Raw genomic sequence first — 19,077 nt, forward strand, 5'->3', positions numbered from 1 at the left:
TTATGGCTAAACAAACGGTGCTATTTGTAAACCCATCAGTGGTAGACGATCCATTTTGGAGTAAAGTCCAAACTATTAGTCAAAATACGGCAAAGCAATTAGGTTTTGACTTACAAGTTATCTATGGAGAAGGAAATAGGCATATTCAAATTCAAGAACTAAAAAAATATCTTGAATATCAAAGTAAACCAGATTACGCCATTTTGATACTTTACCCCGGTGCAGCAGAAGAAACGTTAAAAATACTAGAACAACATCAAGTGTCCTCAATTACCTTGGAAGAAACAATTTCTGGTGATGAAAAAAAAGTTATCTCTGAACCTGGGAAGAAGTTTAAGTTTTGGCTTGGTGAGGTTTACCACGATAATTATCAAGCTGGATATGAATTGGCCAAAACTTTACACCAGCTCAGTGATAAAAATTTAAAATCAAAAGCTGTAATTATCAATGGTCATTATGGTTCCGAATCTGATATGAGGGCAAAAGGCGCAGTTGATTATTTCGGATCACATAATGTAGATGTTGCCCAAGAGGTTCATGCCTCTTGGTCTGAAACTCTTTCAACTGAACAAAGTCTAAAACTGCTTAAAAGGCATAAAGATATTAATATTGTTTGGGCTGCATCAGATCTTATGGCTATTGGTGCGATGAAAGCATGTAAACAAGCTTGCGCTGAAAGTCAGAATATCGCATTTGGAGGGTTTGACTGGTTATCGGTTGGCCTTGAAAAAATAGCCTCAGGTGAAGTACAAGCAAGCGTCGGAGGGCATTTTATGATGGGGGCATGGGCGCTTGTTAGTCTGTTCGATCATCAAAAAAATCACCCTTATTGGACTAAACACAAAGAGTTAGTGATACCCATGGGTATTATTACGAAAGATAATGTGCACAATTATCAATGGATGAAAAGTAATCCTAATTGGGGGCAAATTGACTATAAATCTAAAAGTCTGCACCTAAATAAACAATCTGAATATCAACTTCACTTAATTCCCAAGGTTTGGCAGAAAAATTAGAGAAAATTAAATACTAATCCTTTAAAATACTGCCAATTGAATTTTAGGGATTGTCTTTTGACTGCTACAACACGTTTAAATAAATACATTAGTGAAACAGGTTTTTGTTCAAGAAGAGAAGCTGACAAGCTTATTGATGCTGGACGTATTAAGGTAAATGGCAAACCACCTGAAATGGGTGTGAAGGTTTCTGACGAAGATACAATCCTGATTGATGGCAAGCCACTTAAAGCAAAGCCTAAACGTGTTTACATTGCTTACAATAAACCAGTTGGCGTGACCTGTACGACTGAGAAAAAAATAAAAAGCAACATTGTCAGTGCAATAGATTACCCAGAGCGTATATTTCCAATTGGTCGACTCGACAGGCCTTCTGAGGGGTTAATATTTCTCACAAATGAAGGTGACATCGTTAACAAAATTCTACGTGCCGGTAATAACCACGAAAAAGAATATGTGGTTACTGTCGACAGAAGCATCAATAAACGTTTTGTTGAAAGAATGGCAGGTGGTTTGCCAATCTTAGATACGGTAACCAAAAAATGCTTCGTGAAACAGACCGGCGATAAGACGTTTACCATTATCCTCACTCAGGGTTTAAACAGACAGATCCGTCGAATGTGCGAATACCTTGGTTACGAGGTAACAGCGCTGAAACGCGTACGAATTATGAATGTTAACTTGAATGGATTAAGACCTGGACAATGGCGTCATTTAACTGAGCAAGAAATGGCTGAAATAAACAAAGCAATTGAAGGATCAGCAAAAACAGAAGAAGGCTCAGTGGATAGCAATAAAAAAGTCAGAAAGCCATCAGATAAGAAAGCTGTGACACGTTATACCGATGCAAGGTCTAAAAGAGATGAGCAGCAGCCTAAGAAGAATTCAAGAAAGCCTACTGAACGAAAAAAAGGTACCTTATCTTTAAATCGGAAATCAAAATAGTTTCAGTTAACTAGATCTGAATTATTTATGCATGCAAATACTAAAGTAATTGCATGCATAAAAATGGCCGATTAAGGCCATTTTTTTATTTTTGTTTAATCGAAAAAAACAAACAGTAAATCACTGGTAAAACAATCAAGGTCAGGATTGTGGCGAATCCTAATCCAAACATGATAGTCACAGCCATTGATTTGAAAAACACATCAAATAGCAATGGGATCATGCCTAAGATAGTTGTGATAGCAGCCATCGAAACTGGCCTAACACGGCTCACACCTGAATCAAAAACTGCTTGATATGGTGATTTACCTTCACTTAACTCCAGGTTTATTTGGTCGACTAACACAATCCCATTTTTAATAAGCATACCTGATAGACTTAATAAGCCTAAAAGAGCCATAAAGCTAAATGGTGCTTGAAATACGACTAACCCGGCAGTAACACCAATAATGGCTAACGGTACAGTCGACCATATCACAAGCGGTTGTCTTACAGAGTTAAACAGGCAAACAGTAATGATAAACATGACCAAGTAACCCAAGGGTAATGAGCCAAAAATTGCTTTTTGCGCTTTACTTGAGGCCTCAAATTCACCACCCCAATCTAAGTGATAGCCTTTAGGGAGTGGTATGGCTTCAATATCACTTCTCACACGTGCAAATAGTTTAGCTGGCGTTTCGTCGCCTATGACATCATGATCAGCCATAACTGTGATAGTACGCTTTCTATCTTTACGCATGATCAGTGGATCTTCCCAAGTTACTTCAAAGTCATCAACAACCGTTGTTATTGGTACAAAGACATTGAGGATAGGGCTATATATTTGTAAATCTGATAAGTTATTTACCTGATTACGTTCATCAACTGGAGAACGTGCAATAATTGGTAGCAGCTCTGTGCCTTCTCGGTATAAACCAACTGTTTTACCTGTTACAGAGGTAAGCAGTAAGTCGTCTATATCAGTCTTGCTAATACCCAGTCTTCTGGCTTTTTGTTCATTAAATTGAGGGCGGATCACCTTCGTTCGCTGACGCCAATTATCACGAATGTTAAATGCCCCTTGATCTTGCTGTAGAACGTGTTTCGCTTTTTCTGCGAGCTGTCTAAGTACAACTGGATCTCCACCTGAGAAACGAGCCTCAATTTTTGCGCTCGTAGATGGACCAATTTCCATACGCTTCACTTTGATTTTGCCATCAATTGGCATATTCATTTCAAACGTTCTTAACTTTTCAATCATAATCGCAACAGAGTCACGGTCTTTTACTCTGACGATAAGCTGTCCATAGGCGTTGTATTGTTTTTCTGGCTCATAGGTAAGCATAAACCTTGGAGCACCTTGACCAACTGTTGTTGTAACATCTTCAACGAGTTCGTCATTTAACAAGAAAGTCTCTATCTTAGCTATGTTCTGTGCGGTACTTCGAATATCAGCACCTTGATAATGCCAATAGTCAACATAGAACATTGGTGTATTTGAGGCTGGGAAGAACGACTGTTTTACTTGACCAAAACCGATAACAGAAGAAACGAGTAGTGCAATCATGAGTAATATGGTTGAAACTCGGTATTTAAGCGCGGTACTTAACAGGGCTTTATAGACAGTAAAAATTATCCCTTGATATGGGTCTGATGCTTTTTCATCGCTATTTTTCGTTTCTTTGAACATAAGGTCTGCGAAAAATGGCGTTAACGTAATTGCAGTAACCCAACTCAACATCAATGAAATGAGCAATACCCAGAATAATGAACCTGCAAACTCACCGCTAGCGTCACTGCTTAAACCAATAGGCGCAAATGCTGTGATACCAATGATAGTCGCACCAAGTAGCGGCCATTTAGTTTGAGCAACAATATTTACAGCGGCTTGAACTTTAGTTTGCCCACGTTTTAGATTAATTAAGATACCTTCAGTGACGACTATGGCATTATCAACCAACATCCCTAATGCAATGATAAGTGCACCTAAAGATATTCTTTGTAAATCTATGGCGTATAATTTCATGAATATAAAGGTACCAAGTACGGTAAGGAGCAGTACACCACCGATCAGAATGCCACTTTTCACGCCCATAAATACCAGTAATACCACTATTACAATTGCGACGGCTTCAACTAAACTAACAATAAAACCGTTAACTGACTTTTCTACTTCGTTTGGCTGATTATAAATAGACGATATTTCCATACCATGTGGACGTTGATACTCTAAATCAGCAAGGTGCTTATCGATTGCTTTACCTACATCAACAACATTCACACCTGAATTAAATGAAATCCCTAATAATAGTGCTTGCTGCTCATTGTATTTAGTTAAATGGGTAGGTATTTCTGCAAACTCTCTTTTGATTGTGGCGACGTCCCTTAAATAGATTAGCTCATTGGCCCCAGGGCTTGAAATTAATAAGCTTTCTAATTCAAACACATCATGGAATTCACCAGTTGGGTGAAAACGGATTGACTCATCGCCAACACGAATTTTGCCCGCATTCGAAACGTGGTTTTGAGATTGTAACAGTGAAAAAATTTGCGATGGAGGAATGCCCAATTGCGATAATTTTTGCGTTGATATTTCAACAATAACCTGAGATTGCTGAGTACCAGAGACGGTGACTTTACTTACCCCGTCAACAAGTACGAGTTCACGCTTTAAGTAATCAACATAATCTTTTAATTCACTGTAAGAGTAGCCATCACCTGTTATCGCATATAACACACCATACACGTCAGCAAAGTCGTCAATTATATTTGGTGTAGAAACGCCTTTAGGAAAACGTCCTGATAGGTCGTTTACTTTTCTTCTTAGCTCATCCCAGATCTGTTGTAAATGCTGCTTTCTATAAGTGCTTTTCATTTCAACAGTTATCTGTGACTTTCCAGCAGAAGAAATTGAAGAAATAGTATCGACATAAGGCAATTGCTGAATGGCATTTTCTATGACAAAAGTGACTTCTTCTTCTACTTGTTCTGGAGACGCACCTGGGTAATAGGTGATGACCATGGCTTTTTTGATTGTAAACTCTGGGTCCTCGAGCTGCCCTAAGTCTAAGTAAGAGGCTGCACCTGCTATTAAAAGCAATAACGCAAACATCCAACTGATGACTTTGTTATCAATTGACCATTTAGCTAGGCTCATTATTATAAACCTCGCTCTTTAACCCAAGGTTTTACCTTTAGACCTTCATAAAGGTGGTATACGCCAGCCGATACAACTTGTTCGCCAATGTTAAGGCCTTCAAGTACATCAATTTGGTCTTGATAGATATTGCCAACCGAAACTTTACGCTTTGACAAACTCTGAGTATCTGGATTAAAAACCCATACATACGCGTTATTGTTTAATTGCTCTGTATCAGAAGAGAAAACTGCAGATGCAGGGACGGTGATTGCATTGCTGTGATGCTCGGTGATTTTTGAAAGGTCTATCGAAACCTGGCCCGTCATTCCCTCAAATAGATTAAAGTCTTTAGGTATGGGTAATGAGAAAACCACCTTATAACTAAGAGTGGCAGGATCAGCCTGTGTGTCCCATTCTTTGATTGATAGGTCATACGCTTTGTCTGGATAACCATCAAAGGTAACTGAAGGATGATAATCTAAATCTTTTTTAACTCTGGCAACTAAACGTTCAGGTACGTAAATGACCACATCCATCCTATCTCTGCTTTCTAGACGCAGAATATTTTGTTTGGCGACGATATTTTCGAAGTTCTTAACAAAGACTTTGGCAACCGTTCCTGAGAAAGGCGCACGAAGCTCACTATTTTCTAAATTTGTTTTAGCGATTTTAAATGCCGACTCAGAGACTTGTTTGTTAGCAAGGGCCTGGTCAAATTCAGCTTTAGTTGCAATAGAACGTTTAAATAATGAATCGATACGTTTGAGTTGAGCACTAGCAAGTTCGAATTGTGCTTTACGTTGTTCATACTGTAACTGAAAATCTTCTGGATCTAATTTAGCGAGTAGGTCATTTTTAATAATAGTTTGCCCTGCGCGAACGGGGAACTCTATTAGTTCACCACTGACACGAAAAGCCAGATAAGAGCCTTGATTAGCCACGACTTCTGCAGGAAAGCTGCGAATGTTGTGCGCAGTAGGATCTTTCACTTCGAATAATTTCACAGGTCGTACGATCTCTATCTTTTCGGACTTTTCATTTTCTTGACCGCAGCCTAGTGTCAAAACTGTAATCAGTGCGATAACACTTAACCTCAACATGGTTCACTCCATTTAGTTAGCTCTGAAAATTTTCGCTAAGGATAAGAAAAAACCTGATAAAATTAAAATTATTAAAAATTGTAAAGTTGATAAGTTTAATTTATGAAGTTGGCAGATCTCGAAATTCTCGATGCAGTTGCAAATTCTAAAAGCTTACAAGAGGTCGCATTAAGAATGCACAAGACCCAGCCGGCCATTTCTCAGTCAATTAAAAGACTAGAACAAAACCTTGGGTTTAGCATTGTCGATAGGGATGCATATCGATTAAAACTCACAGAGCAAGGCAGGCATTTTTATCTAGAGGCAACCAAGTTGTTGGCTATTCGTGATGATTTGAAAATTCTGGCGAATGAATTTGCTGAGGGTAATGAAGCTAAGTTTAGTATTTGTTATGAACCCATTTCATACCAAAATATATATAATGAAGCAATTGGAGATATTTTCAAAACGTATAAATCTACTGAATTTTCAATTACCAGTGGCCCGCGTTTTGAAGCTCTGCAGCAAGTGAACAGTGGTAGAGCTGAATTAGGCATAGGTCCTTGGTTTGATTTGTTTCACGCAACAGGTGAGCTTGAAACGATGAAAGTAGGGGAGATAGAGCTTGGAATTGTTGCAAAAAAAGGTTTGTTACCTCCATTTTTACATTACGAAGCCTTAGAGTCTTATCCATGTATTGCGATGTTTGAAAGTGCGTTTGCTTTTGACAGTGAGCGTTTGGCTTACACGCTAAACACGAACCGTATGAAAGTCGATGACCTGACCTCTATGAAGTCATTTTTGCTGTCAGGCTTAGGGTTTGCACTAACCAGTCTTGAGCATTGTAAAAATGAAATTGAAAACGGTGAATTGGAAAGAATAAGGATTGCAGACAGACAAGACAGTTTCACAGCTAACATTCATGTGTTTAGAAAGCATACGAGACACCATGGGCCTGTAGCTAGAGCGATCTGGTCTAGATTTAAACTATTAGGTGAAAAATATGATGGATGATTTTGAATTACGGGTGCATACCATTATTGGTGCAATCCCATATGGTCATGTTGCAACGTACGGACAAATCGCCAAATTGGCAGGACAAGCTAATTACTCTAGAAAAGTAGGGAGTATTTTAAAAACGATGCCAAAAGATTCTAAACTGCCTTGGTATCGAGTGATAAACGCTCAAGGAAAAATATCATTTCCGGTGGATAGCAGTAAGTTTTTTGAACAGAAAGAAAGGCTTGAAAATGAGGGCGTGGTTTTTCTAAATAATAAAGTGAGCTTAAAAGAATTTAAATGGCTTGATTAAAATAAACTCTAAAACAACTCGAAAGCCCTTTATTTACGGTATTTAATGCGATTTTTCATAAAAATCTGTAGTAAATAGTTGCACTAAGCCGAAAAATACATAAACATAGGTTTTGCTTAGGCAAAATTACAATAAATAGGAATTAAATAATGAATAAAGCTCAACTAGTTGAAAAGATGGCAGCTGATGCTGAAATTTCTAAAGCCGCTGCAGCAAGAGCGCTTGAATCATTCACTGGTGCTGTTACAACTTCTTTAAAAGAAGGTAATTCAGTAGCACTGGTTGGTTTTGGTACTTTCTCAGTAAAAGAGCGTGCAGCTCGCACTGGCCGTAACCCACAGACTGGTGCTGAGATCCAAATCGCAGCAGCAAATATTCCTAGCTTCAAAGCAGGTAAAGGTCTTAAAGATCAAGTAAATCAGTAATATTTACTTATATTGAATTGACTAAAAAGGGGCCTCAGCCCCTTTTTTTATTATAAATCTAGGCTCTTAAGGCCTTATCACCACGTCCTATGCCGACTGCACCAGAGCGTACTAATTCTATAATATCGCTCTCATGTCTTAGCATGTCTAAAAACGATTCAATTTTTTCAGAGCTACTAAGTAGTTGAAGTGTATAGCTTTGTTTGCCCATGTCGATAATAGCACCTTGATAAACATCGGCAATTCTCGTCACAGCGGCACGCATGGTTTCGTCTCTGGCATACACTTTAACAAGTAACAGCTCTCTTTCAATATGCTGAACTTCAGTTAAGTCCTGTACCTTCAGCACATCTACCAGCTTATTTACTTGTTTAGTTATTTGTTCGACGACTCTATCGTCACCATGGGTGGTGATTGTAATACGCGACAAGGTTTGGTCGTCAGTCGTTCCAACCGTTAAGCTATCGATGTTATAGGCGCGCTGCGAGAATAAGCCAACAATTCTTGATAATGCGCCAGGCTCATTTTCCAAAAGGATACTTAAGATTCTACGCATTATGCTTTTACTCCTTTTTTCAACCACATATCGTCAACTGCACCCAGTTTTATTTGCATAGGATAAACATGTTCTTTTTCGTCTACTCGAATATCTAAAAATACCAATCTGTCTTTGATAGAGAATGCTTTTTCAAGTGCTTCATCAAGTTGATCTGGTCTATCGACTTTAATGCCGACATGACCATAACTTTCTGCCAGAGCAACAAAATCAGGCAAAGACTCCATATATGAGCTGGAATGGCGACCACCATATTGCATATCCTGCCATTGTCTCACCATGCCTAAGGAGCGGTTGTTCAACGAAATAATTTTCACTGCTAAGCCATATTGCAAACATGTTGATAGCTCTTGAATATTCATTTGAATAGAGCCATCACCCGTTACACACAATACCTCACTTTCTGGGAAAGCCATTTTGACCCCCATTGCAGCTGGTAAGCCAAAGCCCATAGTGCCAAGGCCACCTGAGTTAATCCATTGGCGCGGGTTTTTAAACGGGTAGTACTGGGCGGCAAACATCTGATGCTGGCCAACATCAGAGCATACGTAGGCATCGCCATTAGTAATCTCGTATACTTTCTCGATGACAGTTTGCGGTTTTAAAACTTCAGGGTTGGTTTCATAAGCAAGACACTTTTGTGCTCTCCACTTTGTAATTTCTTCCCACCAAACCTCTTGTGCAGCTCGGTCAATACGTTCTGAGCTGGCGTTAATTGAACTTAACAATTGCTCAAATACAGTCGCAAGGCATCCAACTACTGGAATATGTGCTTTGATGGTTTTAGAAATAGAAGTAGGGTCAACATCGACATGCACAATGGTCGCATTTGGACAGAATTTTTTAACATTATTGGTAACACGATCATCAAATCGTGCACCTAGTGCTAAAATTACATCTGCATTGGCCATCGCTTTGTTCGCCTCAACACTGCCATGCATACCAAGCATGCCAATAAAGTTAGGGTGAGTGCCACTAATGCCACCTAACCCCATGAGGGTATTTGTGATGGGGGCGTTCAGAGTTTCTACCAGCTCTTTCAACTTATCTGCTGTATCAGATAAAACCACACCACCGCCAGAATAGATAACTAAGCGCTTTGCATTCAAGATAGCTTCAACGGCTTTCTTTATCTGTTTTCCGTGACCTTTAACGCTAGGATTGTAAGTACGCATCTCTATCTGTTTAGGCATATTAAAGTTGAACTTTAATTGTGGATTTAAAATGTCTTTAGGTAATTCAACGACCACGGGACCTGGGCGACCGGAATTAGCGAGATAAAAAGCTTTGGCCAGAACCGTAGGGATCTCTTCTGCACTTCGGCAGTTGAAGCTATGCTTAACGATTGGTCTTGAACAGCCAACTATATCGGTTTCTTGGAATGCATCATCACCAATCAAATTTGAAGGCACTTGCCCTGACAGTACGACCATAGGAATAGAGTCCATGTACGCAGTAGCTATACCAGTAATACAGTTTGTTGCACCGGGACCTGATGTGGCTAGCACAACGCCGACTTCACCAGTTGCCCTGGCATAGCCATCAGCCATATGTGTTGCAGCTTGTTCGTGCCTAACTAAAACATGCTCAATGTCGCTTTGTTGAAATAATGCATCATATAGATCCAGTACTGACCCACCAGGGTAGCCAAATATATATTCTACTTCTAAAGCTTTTAAAGCTTTCACGACTAACTCTGAGCCGTTAAATTGCGTTTGTACCATCCTCATTCCTCGGTGCAATCGTAAAATTAAACAAAAAAAAACCCCGCAATTGCGGGGTTTCATCGTAAATCAAGTTAATACGTCCCCGCTGAGCTTATTAAAAAGACCAGTACGAGCACGACATTTACAATTAAATTAGAAATCATAACTTGAAATAAAAATACTATTAAAATTTAAACAAAAACATTAAAGGTTTTTTATATGCATAAGTCAAGACGATTCAAACTAAAGTTGCATAAAATTTCTATAAATTTATTTTTTTGTGATGATTTGGTTGTTCTTGTGGTCTATTTTTAATAATTGAATGAATAAAGTATTTTTACTGCGATTTTATCTTGGTACAGACGTGTACCCTTTGTAGTGATAGTATCGAACTAATAAACGGATATCGGTGAAATATATGAATTTAAAGTATTTTGTTCTAATTAACCTTGGCATTTTAATTAGTATACATGCCAATGCTATGCCTGATTTATTACGATTGGATGAAGAAAGAGTTGTTTATTGGAAAGAAAAGAAACTTGGACGTGCTCTAAGCGAATATGAAAAAAAACAGTTATTAAATAATTATATTTCACAAAGCGGAAAGCCAAAAGTATCTTCGTTAACTATACCTTTTAAAGGAGTCAAACAAACTCGTAAATATCTAAAACAATTTGTGCAAAGTGACAACACCGATACGCTGCATAAAGTAAAGATTTTAGGCATTCTTGTAGATTTCCCAGACTTGAGGTCAAGTGATCCTAGACTCGAATCCGGCGATACCGATATGTTTTATAACAGTTATCCGCTTGAACATTATAAAAAACTACTTTTCTCTGTTGACGGCTTTAGTGGACCTAACCAAGAGAACCTTCCCAGTGCCAGACAATATTATCGAAATGTCACAGGAAACAATTTTGACTTAACAGGCAGCGTTTATGGTTGGGTTACTGTAAAGGAAGAGGCCGCTTATTATGGTCGAAAAAGTGGAGACATTAGAGATGAGAATATAGCTGAGCTGGTTTTAGAAGCTGTTGAAGCGTTAGTTTCGCAAGGTGTAGACCTTACTGAGTACGATCAAACGGATCTGAATGACGTTGATGGCGATGGGGTAATCAATGAGCCTGATGGTGTCATTGACCATATTCTATTGTTTCACTCAAGCATTGGACAAGAAGCTGGCGGCGGTGTGCTCGGTGATGATGCGATTTGGTCACATCGATTCTTTGTGACAAATAGCTCAAATCAGCCCGCCAATGTAACAGGTTCATCTATAAAAGCATTTAATTATACAATTAACCCAATTGATGCTGGGATTGGTGTGGTTGTGCATGAATTTGGTCATGATCTAGGTCTGCCAGACGAATACGACTTAAAAGATATAGAAATAGGTGAACCTGTTGCTAATTGGTCTGTCATGTCCAGTGGTAGTTGGATGGGGGAAGTCAGAGGCTCAGCCCCAGTTATGTTTAGCCCTAAAAATTTAGAATATCTACAAAATCGTTTTGCTGGTAACTGGGTTAATCAAAAGTCGCTTGAATTGACCTCAATAGATGGCACTGAAAGTCATACTATAAATCATGCTAGCGTTTTCAATGAATCTACAAATCAAATTAAAATTACCTTACCTCCTATACTAGAAGATTTTATCGTACCAAGTTCTGGCTCACTTCAATACTATTCTGGCGATGGTAATAACCTTAATAACCAAATGTCATTTCAGGTGTCATTACCAGACTCTGATCTGTTAACACTAAAAATGAAGAGTAAGTTTAGTATTGAATCTGACTACGATATTTTTCAGGTATATGTGAACTCTGAACCTTTAGCTGGTAATTCAACGAAAACAACTCACCCTAATTACCCAAGTGTTAGGCATTATCTTGATGGTAGCTCGGCAGCAAATAATGTACAAAATGCTGACTTTGTTGATTTAACTTATGATCTCTCTTCATATGCTAATCAAAAAGTGACAATTACCTTTGTTTATCAAACTGATGCAGCAGTTTCTTTCTTTGGCATCGTGCTTGACGACATATCAATTTCCTCATCACAAGAAATAATACTAACAGACAACGCTGAAAGTAATAATAGTAACCAATTCAACGGTTTTCGAAAAATAGGCCGATATAAGTCAGGCAATGAACACACTTACTACCTACAACTAAGGAGCCATCAAGGATTAGATAAAGGTTTACAGCAAGCCCAATACCCTGCTGGCTTAACGCTTTGGTATTCTAATGAAAATTATGAAAATAATAACACTTCTGAACATCAAGGCTTTGGTGATTTACTTATTATAGATACAGATCAGAGACCTATATTTAAGTCTAATGGTACTGATGCTGCTAGTTCAATGATACAAGTCCGCGACGCAGCTATGCGACTAACTGCACAATCAGCAGGACTAGGAGACAATGACCTTTCGTCAGTAAACTTTTTTGATGACAGTTTAGATTATACATTCAAGTTACAGCCAGAGTCTGGTGTTCAGGTTCCTAAATATGGCTTCAAGATAGAACTTCTGGATACTTCAGAATCTTTCGATAATGCTGAAGTTCAAATTTCTTATACTAAAGGACAAACAGACATAAGTTATATCATCAACGATAACCAAGTGCGCTTTTTTGCAAATGGCTTTTTGTTCTCTGAGACAGATAGCTTCACTTGGGAGTTTTCCGACGGTCAATCAAGTGAAGTTCTTAACCCAACTATTCAATTTGAACAATATCAAAAATACACGGTTAAATTCACACAGCGTAAAGAAAATGGCCAAATTAATCGTGCCGAAACTGAAGTGAACTTAAGTAAACCTCTAGAGGTTTCAGAGGTTGATTTAGCGCATGCAAATGGTGTTCTGACAGGTAAGGTTTCGTTTAATGGGGGAATTGAACCCTATAAAATTGACTGGGATATGGGGGATGGAAATAGTTTAAATGGTGATGAAATATCCCATAGTTATTCATTGAGCGGTTCTTACACGGTTAAAGTGACAGTGACAGATGGAAATGATAATTCTGTTTCTGAATCCAAGCAGATTTCTTTGGCTGTTCCACTTGAAATAACTACTTCAGTGACGACCAACGGACTACAGTTATCTGCCTCAGCAACTTTGTCTGGCGGGACAGGAAATTACAGTGTTAGCTGGGATTTTGGTGATGGTATTCAGAGAAATGGTGACAGCGTGTCACATACTTATTCTGCGAGTGGGCAGTTTAATGTAACAGCAACATTAACAGATACAGAGAGTAATAAAACGAAGACAGCAATAAAAACTGTGACAGTTTCTGACAATCAAAGTGAAGAGTCGAGCTCTGGCGGTAGTATGTTTGTGCTATTGTTGTCAGGCTTGTTATTGTTACGAAGGTTTAAGCTTTAATCATAATCAAAGAGCTGCCTTTGGCAGCTCTTTTATATAATAAACAAAAATAAATCGTAGTTTTATTTTTATTAAAGGCGATCGATCACAGCTTGTGTGAAATCTGTAGTACCGTGGCTTCCACCTAAATCACGTGTAGTTCTGTCACCTGTTTTGATCACATCAGCTACTGCATTTCGGATACGATCAGCTGTTTCACCCATTTCTAAGTATTCAAGCATTTGGATTGACGCTAAGATTACTGAAGTTGGGTTTGCAAGGTTTTTACCTGCAATGTCAGGTGCACTACCGTGAACTGCTTCAAAAATAGCAGCATTTTCACCAATGTTTGCACCAGGTGCCATACCAAGGCCACCAACTAAACCAGCACATAGGTCTGATAAGATGTCGCCAAATAAGTTAGTTGTTACGATTACATCGAATTCTTCCGGCGTCATAACAAGTTTCATACACGTAGCATCAACAATCATTTCTGCTGATTCGATATCTGGGTAACGCTCACCGACTTCACGTGCAACTTTAAGGAATAAACCTGAAGTTGATTTCAAGATATTCGCTTTGTGAACAGCGGTCACTTTTTTACGACCTTCGCGACGTGCTAACTCATACGCAAATGTAACAATTTTCTCTGCACCATCACGTGTGATTTTTGACATTGCTTCTGCTTCATTACCATCTTCAGAAACAACCTGACCAAGACCTGAGTACATGCCCTGTGTGTTTTCACGAATAGTAATAATATCAATGTCGTCGTAACGCGCTTTTGTGCCTGCAAAAGATTTTACCGGACGAACATTAGCGTATAAGCCAAATTGCTTACGTAGTGTTACATTGATTGAAGTGAAACCTTCACCAACAGGTGTAGTTAATGGGCCTTTTAAAGTGATCTTATTTTTTTCGATTACTTCTAGTGTTTCTTTAGGTAGAAGCTCACCTGTTTTTTCTAGTGCAGTTAAACCTGCATCAACAAATTCATAATCAAAATCACAGCCTGCAGCGTTTAAGATCTCAATTGCTGAATCAATAATGCTTGGACCGATACCATCGCCCTTGATCACAGTGATAGTTTGCTTTGCCATTATGGTTTCCTTTATCAATATATTTTTCACACCTAGCCACTTGGGCACTAAATACAGAGTGTAGTAAACAAAGAAGGAAGGTGTGTGTTCGCTTGAAAAATTAAGCGCGTTTTATAACAATTTATGCAGTCTTATGCCAGCAAGTAATGAGAAATAGGCATAATCAGTGTTTATGTTTGTCATTGATAATATTTATAGAATAAATATCACTCAATGACACAATGTGGTGATAGGTCTAGCAGAGCGACTTTGAACACATCAATATTTTCCCACTCGAAGTGTTTAAGGACATCCGTTGTGGTTTGCTTTTGCCATGGTGTTCCTAAATCAATATCGAATAATGTTGTCATTGCCAAATACTTAATAGCAACAAATTCTTTGTCAACGTCATTCAACTGACTTTTAGTTTTTGTTTCAGTATTTAACAGTGCGCGATGTGAAAATGACTCAGAAAAATAATTGTTCACATAATCTATTAATGAATCATGTTGGTAATCCTTTAGCCCAAATAATTGTGCAATTGAGAGCGGCTTACTCGAAAATTCATCCTCATCTAGTTGAATAAAACGCATCACTTTTTCGGGGTGCTGATGAAGTAAGAAGTAAATAAAAGCAGAAAAAGGGCAGAGATAAAATTCAAATTTTTCACTGTGCTTTTTACTTATTAATAAGGTGATAACTTTATTAATATGCGCGTATTTATTAATAATATCAGAGGCAAAAGGGTGACTAATATTTGCAATCATGGTTTCTAGTAATACACGCTGACAAAGTAAAGCTGCTGTATCTAACCCCACCATTGTTAAACTATGCCTCAAACTCCCCGCTTTTTGTCCTTGACGATTATATTGCTTAGCTGCAGTTCTAAGTGCTTGCTCTATATGTTCAAAATTAGTAACTACTTTTTCTAGCTGTTTAAAGTCAGGGTATTTAGTGTTTCCGAGCTGTGCAATAGACTCAAGGTTTTCACTATCGTCTAAAGCTTTAACTTCGGTTTCTGGTAACTGTTCATTAAACCAAATTTTATAAAGTAGAATAGGATCACTGATAATTTGACTTCGATATTCACCAAAGATGGGCTGAGACGTTCTGATGATCCTTCTGGCTTTATTTTCTATCATTAGCGCAAGGTAATGAATATTGCCATTTTTTGCTAAAACAATACATTGCTCATTCTTATAAGACACTGCCAGCCCTGAAGGGTGTGCAACAAGCTGTGCACTTAATTCACACAATGCATTCTGTGCGAATTCGTTATAACAGCTTAAATAGAGTGATTTTATCGCTTGATTAAGGCTAAACGTTTTTACTTTTGGTCTAGGTGTAATTGCTTTGGCAATGCGCATCGCGATTGCAACGATAATGCTTGGGTTATCATAAAGAGGTATTGCATTAATACCCGTAATGGCTGAGGCATATTTATCCAAACGGGCGAGTATTCTTTGTACTTGTCCAGTGGGTACATTGCCTTTATTCAGCATTTTCACAGCGAGTGCATGTCGGTTTTGAACTAACCTTTGAGCTTGCTCTGTTAGGTGTTGCCCTGCAGCAAGCTTATTAGTTTCATTTGATGTACAAATTTGGTCAGATATAGCAGCAATAACTAATGATTCTGTGATTTCTTTATTAAAATTTAATGCGTGACAGATTGCAGTAACAAGTATGCATTGATTTACAACTAGGTTGGTAGTGTAGCCTTGATGCTTTGCGTAAAAGTGAAGGTGAGCATGCAATGCACCAGGTTGTTGACTGTAACACTGAACAAACCTTTCAGCCAGTTGCGTAATACTTGGATATATAACAGGCCATTTTTCTTTGTTGTAGTAGAGCCTAAGTACTTGATGTGAATGCTCGAAAAGTTTTTTTAATTGTGTAGGAGATGCTTTCACGGCGGCATTATTCTCCACTTATTTTCGTATATTCAAGAGACGCATTATCACCCCAAACGAGCAAAACACCATTCTTAAATAACAGGCCCGTGCATTCGTCTTGGGTTGTAATGCCATCAGATTTAACAAGTTGTGTTCTATAGTAAACAATTTGAAAAACATTATCTTGTTGCTTAGATACATAGGTCAGATCAGGACTTCCCAGTGTTTCAAGTACTTCCTCCAAAGGCATGACTTCAGACTCATCAAGCTTTGAAATAAAGCGGTTATTGAATGCCTCTCTATCTTGCCAGATCATAGCTTGAGGGTCATCTTTATAGAAGTTGATCACTAGCATGACAATACTTGCATAAACAGCAAGGCCTAAAATTATGTATTGCAGTACTTTTTTGATCATGACAAGTCCAAGAATTAAATCCAAGTCAGTATATCAAAGTCTTCAAGAGTTAAAACTTTCTTAGACAATTAACGGCTAACTCTTAAGTCTTGTAAATTAAACCCTAAATGAATATCTGTTCTTAATGAAACCAAATTCTTACTAGTAATAAAATCGTCTACACCAGAGTGAATCTTTTGCTTTTCAGCGGGTTTTAGCGATTCGTAAGCTAAAATATTTTCAAAGTCACCACATTGGTTTAATAGTCTTTGTGCTGTCTTTAAACCAATTCCAGCTATACCTGGTACATCGTTTGTTTTATCACCTGCCATAGCCCAAAGTTCAGTAAGTTGATGTTTTTCAACTTTGAATTTATCACTTATCTGCTGTGTATCTATCCAGGTTTTTTTAAAATAATCATATATTCTAATACTTGGGGTAAGGTGAGGAAGAAAGCCTTTATCTGTTGAGGCTATCACTACATTTACGTTTGCAGCAGCTGCCTTAGTTGCAAGGGTTGCAATGATATCGTCAGCTTCATCGTGATCTGGTCTATAAACGGGTATACCAGTTTGTTCAAATGCCTTTTCAATAGTTTCCATATTGCTAGACAAAATTTCAGGCATTGGTTTTCTTGTGACTTTATATTTGTGGTAGTAATGATACCGCCAACTTCCATCACCATCGAACACAGCTATCGCATGAGTTGCTGAAGTAATGTTTAGTAACTTATTAACGGCTGAAGAAACCCGTTGAGCGGTGTTATTTACAGCAGTAATATCTTTTTGGTTTGGTTCAATTGCAAAAATGCGCCGAACAAGGTTCAGCGCATCGATTAGTACTAAAGTTTTACTCATTTATTCACTACATAACAAGGCGTATATTTACTGCCTGGTAATTTCATTCGGCCTTGCTCTACAAATGCTTGTAAGAGGGTGTCCATTTTTTCCATTAATGTGGTTTCACCATGAAGCTGATATGGACCATGCTTTTTGATTTCTCTAATGCCTTCATCCTTAACATTACCAGCGACAATACCCGAAAATGCTCTACGCAAATCAGCTGCTAGAAGCTCTTTATTTTGATTTAAGGATAAGTTCAAATTCGCCATGTTTTCATGAGTTGGCTCAAATGGCATTTGGAACTGGTGCTCAATTTTTAGCGTCCAGTTAAAGTAATAAGCATCGCCCTGAGATTTTCTATATTCTCTAACTTTAGGCATAGCTTGCTTAAGAGTGACAGCCACTTTTTGTGGATCGCCAACAATCACTTCAAATTTACTTAAAGCTTCTTCACCGAGCGTATCTTCAACAAATTGGCAGATCTCTTTGAAATAATCAGCTGAGGACTCAGGACCAGTTAAAATAACGGGTAGGCATTGTTTCTGATTTTCAGGGTGTAACAGTATGCCTAATAAATATAGAAGCTCTTCAGCTGTACCAGCACCACCGGGAAAAATGATAATGCCATGCGCTGTTCTGACAAATGCTTCTAAACGTTTTTCGATATCGGGTAATATTACAAGCTCATTAACGATAGGGTTAGGGGGCTCAGCTGCGATAATACTCGGTTCAGTTAGGCCTAAATACCGGTTACTTGTAATACGTTGTTTTGCATGACCAATGGTTGCACCTTTCATAGGGCCTTTCATTGCACCAGGTCCACAGCCTGTACAAATATTGAGACCGCGTAAGCCTAATTCATATCCGACTTCTTTTGTGTATTTATACTCGATTTCACTGATTGAATGACCGCCCCAACAAACAATCATATTTGGGTCTGTATTAACTGGTAACGCAGAGGCATTTCTGAGCATATCAAAGACCATATGAGTAATTTGCTGCTCGTCTTCAGTTGGCTCGTGGCGTTGATAAATAAATAACAAATCACGGATCACAGAAAAGATATGTTCATGGATACCTGTGATTATTCTTCCATCTACAAAGGCAGTTTCGGGGGGATTGTCTAACTCAATTTTTATGCCGCGCTCTCTAGCGATGAGTTTTACATCAAAATCTTGGTATTTGTCGTAAATTTCACTGCTAGAATCAGTATGACTACCTACGTTTAATACTGCTAATACGCAGTTTCTAAAAAGTTTATACCTTTCTGTACTCGAAGAGGCTTGTAAAAGGTCGACTTCAAGCTTTGAAAGTAAATTAAGTACGCCAGTTGGATTTAGTTGGACTTGCATAGG

Annotated in this window: 15 protein-coding genes; 6 read left to right on the plus strand and 9 right to left on the minus strand. The window is 38.3% G+C overall.

Annotated elements, in window-relative coordinates; translation table 11 throughout:
• The first annotated feature begins 2 nt into the window (after positions 1–2).
• The gene (locus AC1HJP_RS00460) at positions 3–1,016 is read left to right on the plus strand and encodes an ABC transporter substrate-binding protein (RefSeq protein WP_480359651.1); all 1,014 of its coding nucleotides are present in this window, start codon (positions 3–5) and stop codon (positions 1,014–1,016) included.
• A gap of 57 nt (positions 1,017–1,073) precedes the next feature.
• Positions 1,074–1,961, plus strand: coding sequence for a 23S rRNA pseudouridine(2604) synthase RluF (gene rluF / locus AC1HJP_RS00465; RefSeq protein ID WP_480359652.1), 888 nt, complete (start codon positions 1,074–1,076; stop codon positions 1,959–1,961).
• A gap of 85 nt (positions 1,962–2,046) precedes the next feature.
• Here rluF and AC1HJP_RS00470 read toward each other — a convergent pair whose 3' ends face one another.
• Positions 2,047–5,097: an efflux RND transporter permease subunit gene (locus AC1HJP_RS00470; protein WP_480359653.1), complete on the minus strand. Its 3,051-nt coding sequence runs from the start codon at positions 5,095–5,097 to the stop codon at positions 2,047–2,049.
• A gap of 2 nt (positions 5,098–5,099) precedes the next feature.
• A complete protein-coding gene (locus AC1HJP_RS00475; protein WP_480359654.1) occupies positions 5,100–6,179 on the minus strand; it encodes an efflux RND transporter periplasmic adaptor subunit in 1,080 nt (359 codons plus the stop codon).
• Positions 6,180–6,281: 102 nt separating this feature from the next.
• Between AC1HJP_RS00475 and AC1HJP_RS00480 the strand changes: the two genes are divergently transcribed.
• From AC1HJP_RS00480 to AC1HJP_RS00490, 3 genes are all read left to right on the plus strand, one after another.
• Positions 6,282–7,172, plus strand: coding sequence for a LysR family transcriptional regulator (locus tag AC1HJP_RS00480; protein ID WP_480359655.1), 891 nt, complete (start codon positions 6,282–6,284; stop codon positions 7,170–7,172).
• Positions 7,162–7,470 carry an MGMT family protein gene (locus AC1HJP_RS00485; protein ID WP_480359656.1) on the plus strand — a complete coding sequence of 103 codons (309 nt, stop codon included), beginning with the start codon at positions 7,162–7,164 and terminating at the stop codon, positions 7,468–7,470. The genes AC1HJP_RS00480 and AC1HJP_RS00485 overlap by 11 nt, the downstream gene beginning before the upstream one ends.
• A 149-nt stretch (positions 7,471–7,619) precedes the next feature.
• Entirely contained in the window at positions 7,620–7,895 is a 276-nt protein-coding gene (locus tag AC1HJP_RS00490; protein ID WP_138479433.1) for an HU family DNA-binding protein, read from the plus strand.
• A gap of 58 nt (positions 7,896–7,953) precedes the next feature.
• Here the strand turns inward: AC1HJP_RS00490 and ilvN are convergent, their stop codons facing one another.
• A complete protein-coding gene (gene ilvN, locus AC1HJP_RS00495) occupies positions 7,954–8,451 on the minus strand; it encodes an acetolactate synthase small subunit (protein WP_138479431.1) in 498 nt (165 codons plus the stop codon).
• Positions 8,451–10,175 (minus strand): acetolactate synthase 3 large subunit, encoded by a 1,725-nt coding sequence (locus tag AC1HJP_RS00500; protein ID WP_480359657.1) that lies wholly within the window; start codon positions 10,173–10,175, stop codon positions 8,451–8,453. Before AC1HJP_RS00500 ends, ilvN begins: the two co-directional genes overlap by 1 nt.
• A gap of 400 nt (positions 10,176–10,575) precedes the next feature.
• On the opposite strand from AC1HJP_RS00500, the gene AC1HJP_RS00505 reads away from it, so the two are divergent.
• Entirely contained in the window at positions 10,576–13,536 is a 2,961-nt protein-coding gene (locus AC1HJP_RS00505; protein WP_480359658.1) for an immune inhibitor A domain-containing protein, read from the plus strand.
• Between the two features lie 71 nt (positions 13,537–13,607).
• On the opposite strand, the gene AC1HJP_RS00510 is transcribed toward AC1HJP_RS00505, so the two are convergent.
• The 5 genes from AC1HJP_RS00510 to ppnN all read right to left on the minus strand — a co-directional run bounded on the left by AC1HJP_RS00510 (position 13,608) and on the right by ppnN (position 19,074).
• Complete coding sequence (locus AC1HJP_RS00510) at positions 13,608–14,615, minus strand: isocitrate dehydrogenase (protein WP_058032489.1); 1,008 nt, start codon at positions 14,613–14,615, stop codon at positions 13,608–13,610.
• Between the two features lie 206 nt (positions 14,616–14,821).
• Positions 14,822–16,504 carry a hypothetical protein gene (locus AC1HJP_RS00515; RefSeq protein WP_480359659.1) on the minus strand — a complete coding sequence of 561 codons (1,683 nt, stop codon included), beginning with the start codon at positions 16,502–16,504 and terminating at the stop codon, positions 14,822–14,824.
• A gap of 7 nt (positions 16,505–16,511) precedes the next feature.
• The gene (locus tag AC1HJP_RS00520) at positions 16,512–16,901 is read right to left on the minus strand and encodes a DUF3192 domain-containing protein (RefSeq protein WP_480359660.1); all 390 of its coding nucleotides are present in this window, start codon (positions 16,899–16,901) and stop codon (positions 16,512–16,514) included.
• 68 nt (positions 16,902–16,969) lie between these two features.
• Positions 16,970–17,737 (minus strand): flap endonuclease Xni, encoded by a 768-nt coding sequence (xni, locus tag AC1HJP_RS00525; protein WP_480359661.1) that lies wholly within the window; start codon positions 17,735–17,737, stop codon positions 16,970–16,972.
• Positions 17,734–19,074, minus strand: a complete 1,341-nt coding sequence (gene ppnN, locus AC1HJP_RS00530) for a nucleotide 5'-monophosphate nucleosidase PpnN (RefSeq protein WP_480359662.1) — start codon at positions 19,072–19,074, stop codon at positions 17,734–17,736. The genes xni and ppnN overlap by 4 nt, the downstream gene beginning before the upstream one ends.
• Positions 19,075–19,077 lie beyond the last annotated feature (3 nt).

This window comes from Pseudoalteromonas sp. NFXS53 (assembly GCF_056629255.1).